We start from the raw sequence: 14,477 nt of genomic DNA on the forward strand, positions 1-14,477 counted from the left end.
GATGCAGCATAACGGCTAAGGCGCTCCGGTATCTCATTCCCCGGGAGCATATATGAGCAAGCTGCACCTCGTCTTCGGCGGTCGCGTAACCGACCCGATGACGCTCGATTTCCAGGATCCGACCAAGCTCGACGTGGTCGGTATCTTTCCCGACTACGCCAGCGCCGAAAAGGCATGGCGCGGTGCCGCGCAGCGCACGGTCGACGACGCCGAGATGAAATATGTGGTGGTTCACCTCCACCGGCTGATGGAGCCGGAAGCGGAGGGGTGAGAACTCAATCTCCCCTCCCGCATGCGGGAGGGGAACCCGATCAGATGAACTCGATCTTGTTGACCTCGTACCAGCGGTCGCCAGCGGGAACGGTCACTTCGACCTCTTCGCCCAGCATCTTGCCGATCAGTGCACGGCCTAGCGGCGAGTTGTAGCTGATCCGGCCGGTCCTGGCATCCGCCTCGGCCTGGCCGACGATCTGGTACTTCACCGTCTTGTCGTCCTCGTCCAGCAGCGTCACCGTTGCGCCAAAAACGATCTTGTCGCCGGACAGATCGCGCGGATCGATGATCTGCGCACGGCTCAACTTGTCCTCGATGTCGGCGATCGACGCCTCCACCTGGCCCTGCCGTTCCTTCGCCGCATGATATTCGGCGTTTTCCGACAGGTCGCCATGCGCGCGTGCTTCCTCGATGGCATCCACGATCAGCGGACGCTCGGCTTTCAGCGCCTTGAGCTGCTCATTGAGCTTCTCATAGCCTTCCGCCAGCATCGGCATCTTCTCGACCGTCGCCATTTCAACACGCGTCCTTCGTCAAAGCCCCTTCCCCCGGCGTGCCTGAATTGGCTCGCCCGCACCCTAACCTTCGTTGTGGGGGATCAATTGTGCGATTGCGAATAGTAAGCCTGCAAGGGGCGGACTTCAAGGGACTGGCCACTCAAGGCGGCAATCGCCTGTGATGCGGCGACGCTGGCGGGGGCCGTGGTGAAGTACGGGACCTTCAGCGACAGCGCCGATGCGCGGATCGATTCGCTGTCCTTCAGGCTCTGCCACCCCTCGGTGGTGTTGAAGATCAGCGCGATATCGCCGTCGCGGATCCGGTCCACGATGTGCGGCCGACCCTGCGCGACCTTGTTGACCCGCTCGACCGGCACGCCCTGCGCCGCGAGATACTCCGCCGTCCCGCCGGTCGCGACGATGGTAAAGCCCTGTTCGACCAGCAGCCGCACCCCCGGGAGCACCACCGGCTTGTCGCCGTCCTTGACGCTGACGAATACCGCGCCGCCGCTCGGCAGCACCGTGCTGGCACCCAGCTGTGCCTTGGCGAAAGCGATCGGGAAATCGCGGTCGATCCCCATCACTTCGCCGGTCGACTTCATTTCCGGCGACAGCACCGGATCGACGCCGGGGAAGCGGCCCCAAGGAAAGACGGCTTCCTTCACCGCAACATAGTCGATGTTCCGGTCGATCTTGGGCAGATCCTTCAGCTTCTCGCCCGCCATCACCCGGCTCGCGATCTTCGCGATGGGAATCCCGATCGCCTTGGCGACGAACGGCACGGTGCGCGACGCGCGCGGGTTCACCTCGATCAGGTAGACCTCGCCGTCCTTGACCGCGAACTGGATGTTCATCAGCCCCTGGACCTTGAGCGCGCGTGCCAGCGCGTCGGTCTGGCGCTCGATTTCGGCAACGATCGCGTCGGGCAGGCTATAGGGCGGCAGCGAGCAGGCGCTGTCGCCCGAATGGACACCGGCTTCCTCGATATGCTGCAGCACGCCCGCAACGACCACATCGTCGCCATCGCTGATCGCATCGACATCGACCTCGATCGCGTCGCGCAGATACTGGTCGATCAGCACCGGGGCATCGCCCGACACCTGAACCGCGGTCTGGATATAGTGATCGAGCTGCTCGACCGTATCGACGATCTCCATCGCCCGACCACCCAGCACGAAGCTCGGGCGCGTCAGTACCGGATAGCCGATCCGCTCGGCCACCGCGATCGCCTCTTCGCGGCTGCGCGCGATGCCGTTCTTCGGCTGCTTGAGCCCCAGCTTCGACACCAGGTCGGCGAACTGCTCGCGATCCTCGGCCAGGTCGATGGCGTCGGGGCTGGTGCCCAGGATCGGGATGCCCGCACTCTCAAGCGCGCGCGCCAGGTTGAGCGGCGTCTGCCCGCCAAACTGGACGATCACCCCCGCCAGCGTCCCCTGCGACATTTCGACGTGCAGGATTTCCAGCACATCCTCCGCCGTCAGCGGCTCGAAATAAAGGCGATCCGACGTGTCATAATCGGTGCTCACCGTTTCCGGGTTGCAGTTGACCATGATCGTCTCATAGCCCGCATCCGCCAGCGCGAAGCAGGCGTGGCAGCAGCAATAATCGAACTCGATCCCCTGCCCGATCCGGTTCGGCCCGCCGCCCAGGATCACGACCTTCTTGGCGGACGTCGGCATGCTCTCGCACTCGGGCTCGCCAAAGGACGGGGCCTCATATGTCGAATACATATACGGCGTCTTCGCGTCGAACTCGGCGGCGCAGGTGTCGATCCGCTTGAACACCGGGCGCACGTTCAGCTTGTGGCGCAGCTTGCGCACGTCCGCCTCGGTCACCCCGCCGGTCATCGCCTTGACGACGTCCCCGATCAGGCCCGACGAGCGCGCCATCGCGTCGGTGCCCTCGCGCAGATTCGCCGAGCGGAGCGCCAGCCACGCCAGCCGCTTGTCGCTGAAGCCCATCGACTTGAGCCGCCGCATCCCCGCCGCATCCTGCGGCAGGCCACCCCGGCACACCTCTTCCTCCGCCGCGACGATCTCGGCAATCCGCTCCAGGAACCACGGGTCGTATGCCGCGAGCGCATGCACCTCGGCCACCGTGAACCCCTCACGCAGCGCCTGTGCCGCGATCAGCAGCCGGTCGGGCGTGCGCTGCGCCAATGCCGCCTCGATCACGTCGCGCGGCGCACCCTGCAGATGCTCGACATTGTTGAAGCCCGACAGGCCGGTCTCCAGCCCGCGCAGCGCCTTCTGCATCGATTCATGGATGTTGCGGCCGATCGCCATCACCTCGCCGACCGACTTCATTGCGGTGCCCAGCGTCGCTTCCGCGCCCTTGAACTTCTCGAACGCAAAGCGTGGGATCTTGGTCACGACATAGTCGATCGTCGGCTCGAAGCTCGCCGGGGTCGCGCCGGTAATGTCGTTGGTGATCTCGTCCAGCGTGTATCCGACCGCCAGCTTCGCCGCGACCTTGGCAATCGGAAAGCCCGTTGCCTTTGACGCCAGCGCCGAGGACCGCGACACGCGCGGGTTCATCTCGATCACGATCAGGCGCCCGTCCTTCGGGTTCACCGCGAACTGCACGTTCGACCCGCCGGTCTCCACGCCGATCTCGCGCAGCACCGCGATGCTGGCGTTGCGCATGATCTGATATTCCTTGTCGGTCAGCGTCAGCGCGGGCGCGACCGTGATCGAGTCACCCGTATGGGTGCCCATCGCATCGACATTCTCGATCGAACAGATGATGATGCAGTTGTCGTTGCGATCCCGCACGACCTCCATCTCATATTCCTTCCAACCGAGCAGCGACTCCTCGATCAGCACCTCGGTCGTCGGCGATGCGTCCAGCCCCTTGCGGACGATGTCGATGAACTCTTCCTTGTTATAGGCAATGCCGCCGCCGGTCCCGCCCAGCGTAAAGGACGGACGGATGATCGCCGGCAGCCCGACCTTCTCCAGCCCCTCCAGCGCCTCCGCCTCGGTGTGCGCAATCGCCGAACGCGCGCTGTCGAGCCCGATTTTGTCCATCGCGTCGCGGAATTTCAGCCGATCCTCGGCCTTGTCGATCGCCTCGGCATTCGCGCCGATCATGGTGACGCCGAACTTCTCCAGCGTGCCATCGTTCGCCAGCGCCAGCGCAGTATTCAGCGCGGTCTGCCCGCCCATCGTCGGCAGCACCGCATCGGGCCGCTCCTTCTCAATGATCTTGGCGACCACCGCGGGCGTGATCGGCTCGACATAGGTCGCGTCAGCCAGCTCGGGATCGGTCATGATCGTCGCCGGGTTCGAATTGACCAGGACGATGCGATAGCCCTCTTCCTTGAGCGCCTTGATCGCCTGCGTGCCCGAATAGTCGAACTCGCACGCCTGACCGATCACGATGGGACCAGCGCCAATGACGAGGATGGAGGAGATGTCGGTGCGTTTAGGCATTATTTTTTCTCTTGTACCGTCAAGGTCAGCTCCGGGATCGCTCCGAGGCGCTCAGTCGTGCAGATGCGCGAGTTTTCATCCGAAGCAGGCTCAAATCTATAAAGGAAAGTATCGTCATATTTATCAGGAACGGGCGGCCCGTGAAAAATGGCCACGACAGTGACAGCTGCTGAGCACGCCGCTGCCGCCTCATCAATCTTCGTCGGCGTCGTGCCTTTCGGAACCCAGTACGATCCCGTTGTGGGCGGCCCCCACGAATAGGACATATCCTTCGAAGGTGCGGCGTCCGTTGCGTATGTGCCAAGAAGCCAGAGCGCTAGAACAGCCCTCACCGCAACATCCCCACAAACCGCTCAAACAGATAGAAACTATCCTGCGGCCCCGGCGAAGCCTCGGGGTGATATTGCACGCTGAACGCCCGCCCGCCGTCGATCTCGATCCCGCAATTGCTGCCGTCGAACAGCGACACATGCGTTTCGACCACGCCTGCGGGCAGCGTCGCGCTCTCGACCGCGAAGCCGTGGTTCATCGACGTGATCTCGACCGTCCCGTCGCTCAGCCGCTTGACCGGATGGTTCGCGCCGCGATGGCCCTGGAACATCTTGGTCGTCTGCGCGCCCACCGCCAGCGCCAGCAGCTGATGGCCCAGGCAGATGCCGAACAGCGGCTTCTTCGTCGCCAGCAACTCGCGGATCACCGGCACCGCATATGCGCCGGTCGCGGCCGGATCGCCCGGCCCGTTCGACAGGAAGATGCCATCGGGGTTGAAGCTCAACACCTGCTCGGCCGTCGCGGTCGCGGGCAGCACCGTCACCTTCGCCCCGGCCTTCACCAGATTGCGGAAGATATTGTGCTTCGACCCATAGTCGATCGCCACGACATGCGGCCGCGCGCCATCGCCATCGACCTCATAGCCAAATCCCAGCCGCCACACGCCGCCTTCCCATCCGAAATGGGTCTCGGTGGTGACGGTAATGGCAAGGTCCATGCCCTCCAGCCCCGGCCAGGCCTGCGCCTGCGCGATCAGCGCGGGAATGTCGAACTCGCCGCTCGCCGAATGCGCGATCACGCCGTTCGGCGCGCCCTTGCCGCGAATGCGCCGCGTCAGCGCGCGGGTGTCGATCCCCGACAGGCCGATGCGGTCATGCTTCTTCATCCATGTGTCGAGATGCTCGACGCTGCGGAAGTTCGACGGCTCGGTCACATCCTCGCGCACGATCATGCCCAGCGCGTGCGGATTGTCCGCCTCCACGTCGTCCGGGTTCGCACCGACATTGCCGATATGGGGAAAGGTAAAGCAGATCATCTGGCCCGCGAACGACGGGTCGGTCATGATCTCCTGATATCCGGTCATCGCGGTGTGGAAGCACACTTCCCCCGCCGCCGCGCCCTCGGCCCCGAATCCACGGCCCCAGATGACCTCGCCGCTGGCGAGAACCAGAACGCCTGTAGCTCCTTCAGGCACGATAATAGGCGTGGCTTCGGCCATCAGAGAAGGTCGCTCCTGTCAGTTTTTCCGGCGATGTCGCTAAGCGCTGCCCGCTAGACCCCTACCCCCCTCGCGTCAACCGCCTGTGCGGTCTAATGGCGGATAATTCCGATTCACCTGTGGGTAGAGAGAATATGATCCGCGACGACATCAAGGCAGCCCTCGTCACCGCAATGAAGGGCGGCGACAAGGAAGGCACCGCCGCCATCCGCCTGATCCAGAGCGCGATCAAGAACCGCGATATCGAGGCGCGCACGCAGGCGCCGGTCGCCGACGACGACGCGCTCGTCGTGGAAGTGCTTCAAAAGATGGTCAAGCAGCGCCGCGAATCGATCGAGATGTTCGAAAAGGGCGGCCGCCAGGAACTCGCCGACAAGGAAAAGGCCGAAGTCGCGGTGATCGAAACCTTCCTCCCCGCGCAGATGAGCGCGGAGGAAACCACCGCAGCCATTGAGGCGATCAAGGCCGACCTCGGCGCCACCGGCATGAAGGACATGGGCCGCGTCATGGCCGAACTCAAAGCCCGCCACGCGGCAAGCCTCGACATGAGCAAGGCGTCCGGGCTTGTGAAGGCGGCGCTGAGCTGAGCGAGATCCAATCCTCCCCCGCAAGGGGGAGGATAAGGGCCCCAAGAATTCCTTCCGCCAACAACGCTTGGCGTCGCGCCAATCCCCGCCTAAACGCGCCTGACCATGACCGCACCCAACAGCTTCCGCGCCCAGCCTGACGAGCGGGGACATTTCGGCCAGTTTGGCGGGCGCTATGTCGCCGAAACGCTGATGCCGCTCGTGCTCGACCTCGAGCGCGAGTATAAGGCCGCGAAAGCCGACCCCGCCTTTGCCGCACAGTTCGACGATCTGCTCGAACATTATGTCGGCCGCCCCAGCCCGCTCTACTACGCCGAACGGCTGACCGAAGCGCTGCGCGAAAACGCGCCCGAGGGCATGGGTGCCGAAATCTGGTTCAAGCGCGACGAGCTCAACCACACCGGCGCGCACAAGATCAACAATTGCATCGGCCAGATCCTGCTCGCAATCCGCATGGGCAAGACGCGGATCATCGCCGAGACCGGCGCGGGCCAGCACGGCGTCGCCACCGCCACCGTCTGCGCGCGCTTCGGCCTGCCCTGCACCATTTTCATGGGCGGCAAGGACGTGTCGCGTCAGCAGCCCAACGTGTTCCGCATGAAGCTGCTCGGCGCCGAAGTTCGCCCGGTCACCAGCGGCGCTGGCACGCTCAAGGACGCGATGAACGAAGCGCTGCGCGACTGGGTCGCCAACGTGCACGAAACCTTCTACATCATCGGCACCGCCGCCGGCCCGCACCCCTATCCGGAACTGGTTCGCGACTTTCAAAGCGTGATCGGCAAGGAAGCCCGCGCGCAGATGCTCGCCCGCACCGGCCGCCTTCCCGACCTGCTCGTCGCCGCGATCGGCGGCGGCAGCAACGCGATCGGCCTGTTCCACCCGTTTCTCGACGATGCCGATGTCGCGATGCTCGGCGTCGAAGCGGCGGGCGAAGGGCTGGACAAGAAACACGCCGCGTCCCTCGCGGGCGGCGAACCCGGCATCCTCCACGGCAACAAGACCTATCTGCTGCAGGACGAGGACGGCCAGATCACCGAAGCGCATTCGATCAGCGCCGGACTCGACTATCCCGGCATCGGCCCCGAACATGCCTGGCTCAAGGACATCGGCCGCGTCACCTATACCAGCGTGACCGACACCGAAGCGCTCGACGCATTCCAGCTGCTCTGCCGCACCGAAGGCATCATCCCCGCACTGGAGCCTTCGCACGCGATCGCAGCGGTCGCGGTCAAGGCACGGGAAATGCGCCGCGATCAGGTGATCCTCGCCAACCTCTGCGGCCGCGGCGACAAGGACATCTTCACCGTCGCCGAGGCGCTGGGGGTGGCGATATGAGAATCCTTGGGTGGCTTTTCGCGTCGGCACTTGCTGCAAGCATGGCCATAGGCATTTGGGCATGGTTGTTCACTGAGCGCAGCGACGCGGATTTTATCAGGAATGCTACCGTCGTGAGTATGGCGCTGTTCATGATTGGCTTGGGAGTCGTTGAACATTTTGAGCGCAAGAAGAATGGCTGACCGCCTCGCCACCACCTTCGCCGCCGCCGCGCGCGACCATCGCGCCGCGCTCGTCACCTTCGTCACCGCCGGTGACGGCGACACCGCCGCCATCCTCGACGCGCTCGTCGCGGGCGGGGCCGATGTGATCGAACTCGGCATGCCGTTCACCGATCCGATGGCCGACGGCCCGGCGATTCAGGCGGCGAACCTGCGCAGCCTCGCCGCCGGCACGCGCACGGCCGACGTGCTCGCCATCGCCGCCGCCTTTCGCCAGCGCCACCCGGACACCCCGCTGGTGCTGATGGGCTATGCCAACACCATGACCCGCCCGACGCCAGAAGCCTTCGCGCAAAAGGCGGCGGACGCAGGCGTCGACGGCGCGATCATCGTCGACATTCCGGCCGAGGAAGCGGACGAGATCGCCGCCTTGGCCCCGCACGGCATCGCCACCATCCGCCTCGCCACCCCCACCACCGACGCCGCGCGCCTGCCCGCCGTGCTCAATGGCGCGAGCGGGTTCCTCTACTACGTCTCGGTCGCCGGCATCACCGGCAAGCAGCAGGCGGCACAGGACAGCATCGAAGCCGCCGTCGCCCGGCTCAAGGCCGCAACCGACCTGCCCGTCGCGGTCGGCTTCGGCGTCCGCACGCCCGAGCAAGCCGCCGCGATCGGCCGCGTCGCCGATGGCGTCGTCGTCGGCTCTGCGATCATCGACATCATCGCGGCACAGGGCGCCAATGCCCCCGCCGCCGTCCGTACCTATATCCAATCCCTGTCGGCCGCACTGGCCGCAGCACGCAAGGAAATCGCCGCATGAGCTGGCTCACCCGCGTCCGCAACGCGATCTCGCTCGTCATCCCGAACAAGGCGGAGACGCCCGACAACCTCTGGCACAAGTGCAAGGGCTGCGGGCAGATGGTGTTCGTCAAGGAACTCCAGGAAAACCAGTCGGTCTGCCCGATCTGCGACCATCATGAACGCATCGGCGGCCGCGCGCGGTTCGAGCAACTGTTCGACGCGGGCAGCTACACCGTCCTCCCGAACCCCAAGGTCGCCGAAGACCCGCTCAAGTTCCGCGACCAGAAACCCTACCCCGCCCGCATCAAGGCCGCGCGCGCCAGCACCGGCGAGCAGGACGCGTTCCTCAACGCCAGCGGCACCATCCTCGGCCAGCGCGCGGTGATCGGCGTGCAGGATTTCGCCTTCATGGGCGGATCGATGGGCCAGGCGGTCGGCGAAGCCTTCATCGCCGGGGTCGAGGCCGCGATCGGCGCCCGCGCCCCCTACATCGTCTTCACCGCTAGCGGCGGCGCGCGCATGCAGGAGGGCATCCTGTCGCTGATGCAGATGCCGCGCACCACCGTCGCCATCTCGATGCTCCACGACGCCGGCCTGCCCTATATCGTGGTGCTGACCGACCCGACCTCGGGCGGCGTGATGGCGGCATACGCGATGCTCGGCGACGTCCAGATCGCCGAGCCCAAGGCCACCCTCGCCTTCACCGGCCGCCGCGTGATCGAAAGCACGATCCGCGAAAAGCTCCCCGACGATTTCCAGACCAGCGAATATTATCTCGACCACGGTCTGATCGACATGGTCGTCCACCGCAAGGACCTGCGCGAAAAGCTCGGCGCCCTGATCGGCCTGCTGGTGGAGGAAAAGGCGGCGGCGTGAGGCATTCGTAAAAGCCCTCTCCCCTCCGGGGAGAGGGTTGGGAGAGGGGCAGTGCCACAGACCAACCCCAAGTTACTCGAACGCGCCCGCTCGATGCGCAGCGAGATGACGCAGCCCGAGCGCGAACTCTGGACCGCCCTCCGCGCCAAGCGGCTCGAAGGGGTCAAGTTCACCCGCCAGGTCGTGATCGGCCCCTATATTGCCGACTTTGTCTGCCGCTCGCGCAAGCTCATCATCGAACTCGACGGGGCCACCCACGACGATTCAACGCACGACGACGGGCGCACGGCCTATCTGGAAACGCAAGGCTACCGCGTGATCCGCTTCTGGAACAACGATGTGATGAACAACCTCGATGGCGTCCTGGCCGCCTTGAGCGAAGCCCTCGACACCGCCCCTCTCCCAAACCCTCTCCCCGGAGGGGAGAGGGTTTGATGGACCACGCGACCTCCTCCCACCCCGCCGTCCAACGCCAGCTCGACCGTCTCTGGGCGCTCGGCCCCGGTGCCGATGTGCTCGGCCTCAGCCGCATCACCGCACTGCTCGACCGGATCGGCAACCCGCATCTCAACCTGCCCCCCGTGCTCCATGTCGCGGGGACCAATGGCAAGGGCTCGACCTGCGCCTTCCTGCGCGCCGCGGTCGAGGCCGCGGGCCTCGCCGCGCATGTCTATTCCAGCCCGCATCTGGTCCGCTTCAACGAGCGTATTCGCCTTGGCGGTAAGCTGATCGACGACGCGACCCTCGCCGCCCTGCTCGAACAGGTGCTCGACGCCGGCGGCGACATCGGCGCGAGCTTTTTCGAGGTCACCACCGCCGCCGCCTTCCTCGCCTTCGCCCGCACCCCGGCGGACGCCTGCATCATCGAGGTTGGCCTGGGCGGCCGTCTCGACGCCACCAACGTCATCTCCGCCCCCGCCGCCTGCGCCATCGCCCAGCTCGGCATCGACCATCAGGCGTTCCTCGGCGACACCGCCGAAGCGATTGCGGGCGAAAAGGCGGGCATCGCCAAGCCCGGCGTCCCGCTCGTCACCATGGCCTATGGCGACAGCGTCTCCGCGCGCATCGCGCAGGTCGCCGCCGCCGCGAACGCTCCGGTCCACGCGCGCGGCACCGCATGGGACTTCACCGTCACCCCCGATCGCCTGCTCTACCGCGACGCACAGGGCGAGGTAGAAGCCCCGCTCCCCACCCTCGCCGGCCCGCATCAGCCCGCCAATCTCGCGCTCGCCATCGCCACGCTGCGTCACCAGCGCACGCTGACGATTCCCCACAGCGCCTTCGCCAGCGCCGCCAGCGCCGCGCGCTGGCCCGCGCGGATGCAGCGTCTGACCCCCGGCCCACTCCACGCGCTTCTGCCCGCCGGAGCCGAAATCTGGCTCGACGGCGGCCATAACGAGGCCGCCGCCCAGTCGGTCAGCGCCACGCTGGCGCAGGTCGCAAACGGCCGCCCCGCGCACCTGATCCTCGGCATGTTGTCGAACAAGGACGCGACCGGTCTGCTCGCCCCCCTTCGCCCCGCTCGCGGCCAGCTTCACCGCAGTCCCGGTCCCCGGCCACGCGCATCACGACCCGGCGGACCTCGCCGCCACCGCCCGCGCGCTCGGCATCCCCAGCACCGCGACCGCACCCGACGTTCCGACGGCACTCGCCAGCATTCAGGCGGCGGCCCCGCTCGTCCTTATCCTCGGCTCGCTCTACCTGGCGGGCGAAGTGCTCCGGGAAAACGACGAACTCCCCGACTGACCCTTATTGCGATTGACTATCAATAGAAGGATGGCAGACTGGCACTCCAGAGCAAGGAGTCGCCCCGTTGCGCCATTCATCCCCCCGCCCCCCTCACCGCCGCCACTCTCGGCAACGCCCTCCCCCGCGTCCAGCCCGAAGACCCCGCCGCGCGCCTGTTGCTGTTCGGCGTGCGTCAGCTCGGCGCACAGGGCCTCAATGACGCGGCCACCGCCCATGCCTTCATCACCGCCTTCGGCAAGGGATTCCGCGGCCCGCTGCTGCTGCTGCGCGCGCTGATGGCAGAGATGTCGGCCGCCAGCGCCGGCCCGATCCAGATCGCGCCCTGGTGCTGTGCGCGCATGACCGCGTCCGAAGGCGCGCTGATCGAAGTGATCGCCAGCATCGAGCGCGATAGCGAACGCGCCCGCCTCCTCCTCTCCGACCTGCTCGGCATCCGCCGCGTGGACGGCGTGCTGGCGACCGCCAACGCCCTCGCCAACGCCTTCGCCGACGCCGGGATGCCGGTAGAGGTTTAGGTCACGCCCGACCGCGCCTTGCGCACACTTTCGACGACAAATCCCTTGCGCCACAACAGCCACAGCAATGCCATGCCGGGCAACGCGACGAGCGTGGTGAGGAGCCAGAAGCCCGTCCAGCCCAGCGCATCGGCCGCGATGCCCGCCGGACCTCGAGAGCCAAGTCCGGCCGACGCCCGCAAGCGACGAGAGCAGGGCATATTGGGTCGCGGTATAGGCCAGGTTGGACAGACCGGAGAGGTACGTCACGAACACCGTCAGCCCCATTCCGCTGGTCACCTGTTCGGTCGCGACGGCGATGGTCAGCCAGGTCACGTCATGCCCACGGCTGGCGAGCATCGCAAATGTCAGATTGCTCACCATCATGAGCACGCCCGACACGAACAGCGAGCGACCGAGCCCCAACCATGCCATCAGTGGCGCGGCGAGCGCGGTGCCGACGATCAACCCCCAAAAGCCGACGACCTTGTTGATCGCCACAAACTCGGTATCGGTAAAGCCGAGCTCGACGATCATCGGGTTCAGCATCACCTGCCCCATCGCGTCGCCCAGCTTGTAGATCAGCACGAACAACAGGATCAGCACCGCGCCCTTGCGTCCGAAAAACTCGCGAAACGGGCCGACCAGCGTCTCCTGGAGCCACCCGCCGATGCTCTGGCGCGCCTTGTCCCGCATCACCGCCTCGTGCAGCCCCGGCCCGGCCCAGAACGCGGCGATGATCCCCGGCACGATGCACAGTCCGGTCAGACCATAAGCGGCCGCCCAGCCAAGGTTGAATCCCTCCGACGATGCAAGCGCGATCGTTCCCACGCCCGCCGCGAACGCGCCCAGCCTGTATCCGAACTGGTTGTTCGCGGTGCCGTGCGACAATTGCTCGTCGGGCAGGATTTCGATGCGATAGGCGTCGATCACGATATCCTGCGTCGCCCCGAGGAACGCCACGACGATCGCCCAGAAGGCGAACGGCCCCATATTGCCGTCGCGCGGATCGCTCGCGCCCAGCATCCAGACCGCACCGAACAACAGCGCCATGATCAGGAACAGCCAGGCCCGCCGCTGCCCGAAAAGATCCGAGAGCAGGGGCAAGCGGATCCGATCGATCAGCGGCGCCCACAAGAATTTGAGCGTATAGGGGTCGTCAGCCCGACTGCGAAGCCGATCGTCTTCTTGTCGATCCCGACCTTCGCCAGCCAGAACGTCATCGTGCCGAGCAGCAGCGCAAGCGGAAATCCGCTCGAAATCCCCAGCAGCAGCGCGGCGAGCGGGCGCGGCTTCACATAGGGCAGCATGACCTCGCCAATGCTGCGCTTGCGCGCCTCCACCCCTGCTTCCAATCCCCCGCGTCGCTCATCCAAATCCTCCCTAGGTCGGGCGACCCTAGCGACAAATTCGACGCTGCAAAGCCCGGCGAAGGATTATTGCGCGGCGGGCTGGAACAGGCGCAGGGCGGATGGAATGCGCTTGGGGCTTTTCCCTTCGGTCAGCGCCTCGCAAATGTCGATCGCGGCGATCAGGTCACGCTGCTTGTACGGCTTCGTCAGGCAGCCAAGACCGACCGCCTCGATCTCGTCGGGATTGCGGCCCGTGACGATCAGAACGGGGATATTCTCGGCGCAGGCGGCATGGGCGACATCCGCGCCGCTCCCATCGCTCAGGCCCAGATCGACCAGCACGATATCCGGCTTGTCCGGCGCAATGATGTACCCAATCGCCTCGCCTACCGAATCGGTCGTGGCAACGACGGTAAAGCCTTCTTCCGACAGGAAATGTTCGGTGTCGAACGCCACCAGCGGCTCGTCCTCGACGATCAGCACCCGAACGATCCGCCGCTTCTTCTTCCCGAACACGCTGCACCCACCCGAATGTTACGGTTGCCAAACGCATTGAACGCTTTCGGGTTCGTCCGCGCACAAGAATTTTGCGCCCCGGCCCAACCCGCTGTATCGCGCGCCAATGTCCCCCTCATCCACCAATGAACCTGAACGGCAACCAGCCAAATCCGGTGAGCGTATCGCCAAGCTGCTCGCCCGTGCCGGAATCGCGTCACGCCGCGAAATCGAACGCATGATCGCTGATGGCCGCATCGCGCTCGACGGTCAGGTCCTGACCACCCCCGCAACCGTGCTGACCTCGCTCCATGGCGTCACCGTCGATGGCAACCCGGTTGCCGCCCCCGCCCCCGCACGCCTGTTCCGCTTCCACAAGCCCGCCGGGCTGCTCACCACCGAACGCGACCCCGCCGGTCGCCCGACCATCTACAGCAAGCTGCCCAAGGGGCTCCCCGGCTGATGCCGGTCGGCCGCCTCGATCTCGCGACCGAGGGGCTGTTGCTGATGACCACCGATGGCGAGCTCAAGCGCCAGCTCGAACTCCCCGCAACCGGGGTCGAGCGCAGCTATCGCGCTCGCGCCTATGGCCAGGTCAGCCAGGAGCAGCTGGAAGAGCTGATGTTGGGTGTCGAGATCGACGGCGTCCGCTATGGCTCGATCAACGCCAATCTCGAACGCCGCACCGGCGCGAATGTGTGGATCGAACTGACCCTGACCGAGGGCAAGAACCGCGAAGTCCGCCGCGTCCTCGAACATCTCGGGCTCAAGGTCAGCCGCCTGATCCGCACCCGCTACGGCCCCTTCCACCTCGGCGACATGCCCATCGGAGGAGTGGACGAGATTCGCCAGCATGATCTGGTGGTGTTCCGCAACACGCTGACCGGACCCGGCGGCGGCAAGGCGGCGTCGAACCTGCAATTGTCGGGCAAGC

Annotated in this window: 13 protein-coding genes and 3 pseudogenes; 10 read left to right on the plus strand and 6 right to left on the minus strand. The window is 65.8% G+C overall.

Features of this window, described 5'->3' with window-relative positions:
• The first annotated feature begins 52 nt into the window (after positions 1-52).
• Positions 53-271 (plus strand): DUF4170 domain-containing protein, encoded by a 219-nt coding sequence (locus LRS08_RS19725; protein ID WP_257845596.1) that lies wholly within the window; start codon positions 53-55, stop codon positions 269-271.
• Positions 272-311: 40 nt separating this feature from the next.
• Here LRS08_RS19725 and greA read toward each other — a convergent pair whose 3' ends face one another.
• The 3 genes from greA to carA form a co-directional block, all read right to left on the minus strand.
• Complete coding sequence (greA, locus tag LRS08_RS19730; protein ID WP_257845595.1) at positions 312-788, minus strand: transcription elongation factor GreA; 477 nt, start codon at positions 786-788, stop codon at positions 312-314.
• A gap of 83 nt (positions 789-871) precedes the next feature.
• Positions 872-4,204 (minus strand): carbamoyl-phosphate synthase large subunit, encoded by a 3,333-nt coding sequence (gene carB / locus LRS08_RS19735; protein WP_260481154.1) that lies wholly within the window; start codon positions 4,202-4,204, stop codon positions 872-874.
• Positions 4,205-4,532: 328 nt separating this feature from the next.
• The gene (carA, locus tag LRS08_RS19740) at positions 4,533-5,693 is read right to left on the minus strand and encodes a glutamine-hydrolyzing carbamoyl-phosphate synthase small subunit (protein ID WP_257845593.1); all 1,161 of its coding nucleotides are present in this window, start codon (positions 5,691-5,693) and stop codon (positions 4,533-4,535) included.
• A gap of 134 nt (positions 5,694-5,827) precedes the next feature.
• On the opposite strand from carA, the gene LRS08_RS19745 reads away from it, so the two are divergent.
• The 8 genes and pseudogenes from LRS08_RS19745 (at position 5,828) to LRS08_RS19780 (ending at position 11,717) form a co-directional block, all read left to right on the plus strand.
• Positions 5,828-6,280: a GatB/YqeY domain-containing protein gene (locus tag LRS08_RS19745; protein ID WP_257845592.1), complete on the plus strand. Its 453-nt coding sequence runs from the start codon at positions 5,828-5,830 to the stop codon at positions 6,278-6,280.
• Between the two features lie 105 nt (positions 6,281-6,385).
• Positions 6,386-7,615, plus strand: a complete 1,230-nt coding sequence (trpB, locus tag LRS08_RS19750) for a tryptophan synthase subunit beta (protein WP_257845591.1) — start codon at positions 6,386-6,388, stop codon at positions 7,613-7,615.
• 41 nt (positions 7,616-7,656) lie between these two features.
• Positions 7,657-7,797 carry a hypothetical protein gene (locus LRS08_RS19755; protein WP_257845590.1) on the plus strand — a complete coding sequence of 47 codons (141 nt, stop codon included), beginning with the start codon at positions 7,657-7,659 and terminating at the stop codon, positions 7,795-7,797.
• Positions 7,790-8,596 carry a tryptophan synthase subunit alpha gene (gene trpA / locus LRS08_RS19760; RefSeq protein ID WP_257845589.1) on the plus strand — a complete coding sequence of 269 codons (807 nt, stop codon included), beginning with the start codon at positions 7,790-7,792 and terminating at the stop codon, positions 8,594-8,596. Before LRS08_RS19755 ends, trpA begins: the two co-directional genes overlap by 8 nt.
• Positions 8,593-9,453, plus strand: a complete 861-nt coding sequence (gene accD, locus LRS08_RS19765) for an acetyl-CoA carboxylase, carboxyltransferase subunit beta (RefSeq protein ID WP_257845588.1) — start codon at positions 8,593-8,595, stop codon at positions 9,451-9,453. Before trpA ends, accD begins: the two co-directional genes overlap by 4 nt.
• Before the next feature lie 51 nt (positions 9,454-9,504).
• A complete protein-coding gene (locus tag LRS08_RS19770; protein ID WP_257845587.1) occupies positions 9,505-9,888 on the plus strand; it encodes an endonuclease domain-containing protein in 384 nt (127 codons plus the stop codon).
• A pseudogene (locus LRS08_RS19775) lies at positions 9,885-11,199 on the plus strand (bifunctional folylpolyglutamate synthase/dihydrofolate synthase). The gene LRS08_RS19770 and the pseudogene LRS08_RS19775 overlap by 4 nt, the downstream one beginning before the upstream one ends.
• Before the next feature lie 170 nt (positions 11,200-11,369).
• Positions 11,370-11,717, plus strand: coding sequence for a DUF6628 family protein (locus LRS08_RS19780; RefSeq protein ID WP_312026694.1), 348 nt, complete (start codon positions 11,370-11,372; stop codon positions 11,715-11,717).
• Positions 11,718-11,942: 225 nt separating this feature from the next.
• Here LRS08_RS19780 and LRS08_RS19785 read toward each other — a convergent pair.
• The 3 genes and pseudogenes from LRS08_RS19785 to LRS08_RS19795 all read right to left on the minus strand — a co-directional run.
• Positions 11,943-12,833, minus strand: a pseudogene (locus tag LRS08_RS19785) (MFS transporter); the annotation flags it as partial.
• On the minus strand, positions 12,818-13,039 hold the full coding sequence (locus tag LRS08_RS19790) for a hypothetical protein (RefSeq protein ID WP_260481155.1): 222 nt from the start codon (positions 13,037-13,039) through the stop codon (positions 12,818-12,820). The gene LRS08_RS19790 and the pseudogene LRS08_RS19785, both read right to left, overlap by 16 nt.
• Positions 13,040-13,132: 93 nt before the next feature.
• A complete protein-coding gene (locus LRS08_RS19795; protein WP_257845582.1) occupies positions 13,133-13,564 on the minus strand; it encodes a response regulator in 432 nt (143 codons plus the stop codon).
• A gap of 106 nt (positions 13,565-13,670) precedes the next feature.
• On the opposite strand from LRS08_RS19795, the pseudogene LRS08_RS19800 reads away from it, so the two are divergent.
• Positions 13,671-14,431, plus strand: a pseudogene (locus LRS08_RS19800) (pseudouridine synthase); the annotation flags it as partial.
• Positions 14,432-14,477: the final 46 nt, after the last annotated feature.

The sequence above is a fragment of the Sphingomonas sp. J315 genome (assembly GCF_024666595.1).
Classification (GTDB): domain Bacteria; phylum Pseudomonadota; class Alphaproteobacteria; order Sphingomonadales; family Sphingomonadaceae; genus Sphingomonas.

Coding starts and splice junctions, on each gene's coding strand:
- carB (WP_260481154.1), bottom strand. CDS start 4,204: ATGCCTAAACGCACCGACATCTCCTCCATCCTCGTCATTGGCGCTGGT.
- accD (WP_257845588.1), top strand. CDS start 8,593: ATGAGCTGGCTCACCCGCGTCCGCAACGCGATCTCGCTCGTCATCCCG.
- greA (WP_257845595.1), bottom strand. CDS start 788: ATGGCGACGGTCGAGAAGATGCCGATGCTGGCGGAAGGCTATGAGAAG.
- LRS08_RS19755 (WP_257845590.1), top strand. CDS start 7,657: ATGGCCATAGGCATTTGGGCATGGTTGTTCACTGAGCGCAGCGACGCG.
- LRS08_RS19725 (WP_257845596.1), top strand. CDS start 53: ATGAGCAAGCTGCACCTCGTCTTCGGCGGTCGCGTAACCGACCCGATG.
- trpA (WP_257845589.1), top strand. CDS start 7,790: ATGGCTGACCGCCTCGCCACCACCTTCGCCGCCGCCGCGCGCGACCAT.
- LRS08_RS19745 (WP_257845592.1), top strand. CDS start 5,828: ATGATCCGCGACGACATCAAGGCAGCCCTCGTCACCGCAATGAAGGGC.
- carA (WP_257845593.1), bottom strand. CDS start 5,693: ATGGCCGAAGCCACGCCTATTATCGTGCCTGAAGGAGCTACAGGCGTT.
- trpB (WP_257845591.1), top strand. CDS start 6,386: ATGACCGCACCCAACAGCTTCCGCGCCCAGCCTGACGAGCGGGGACAT.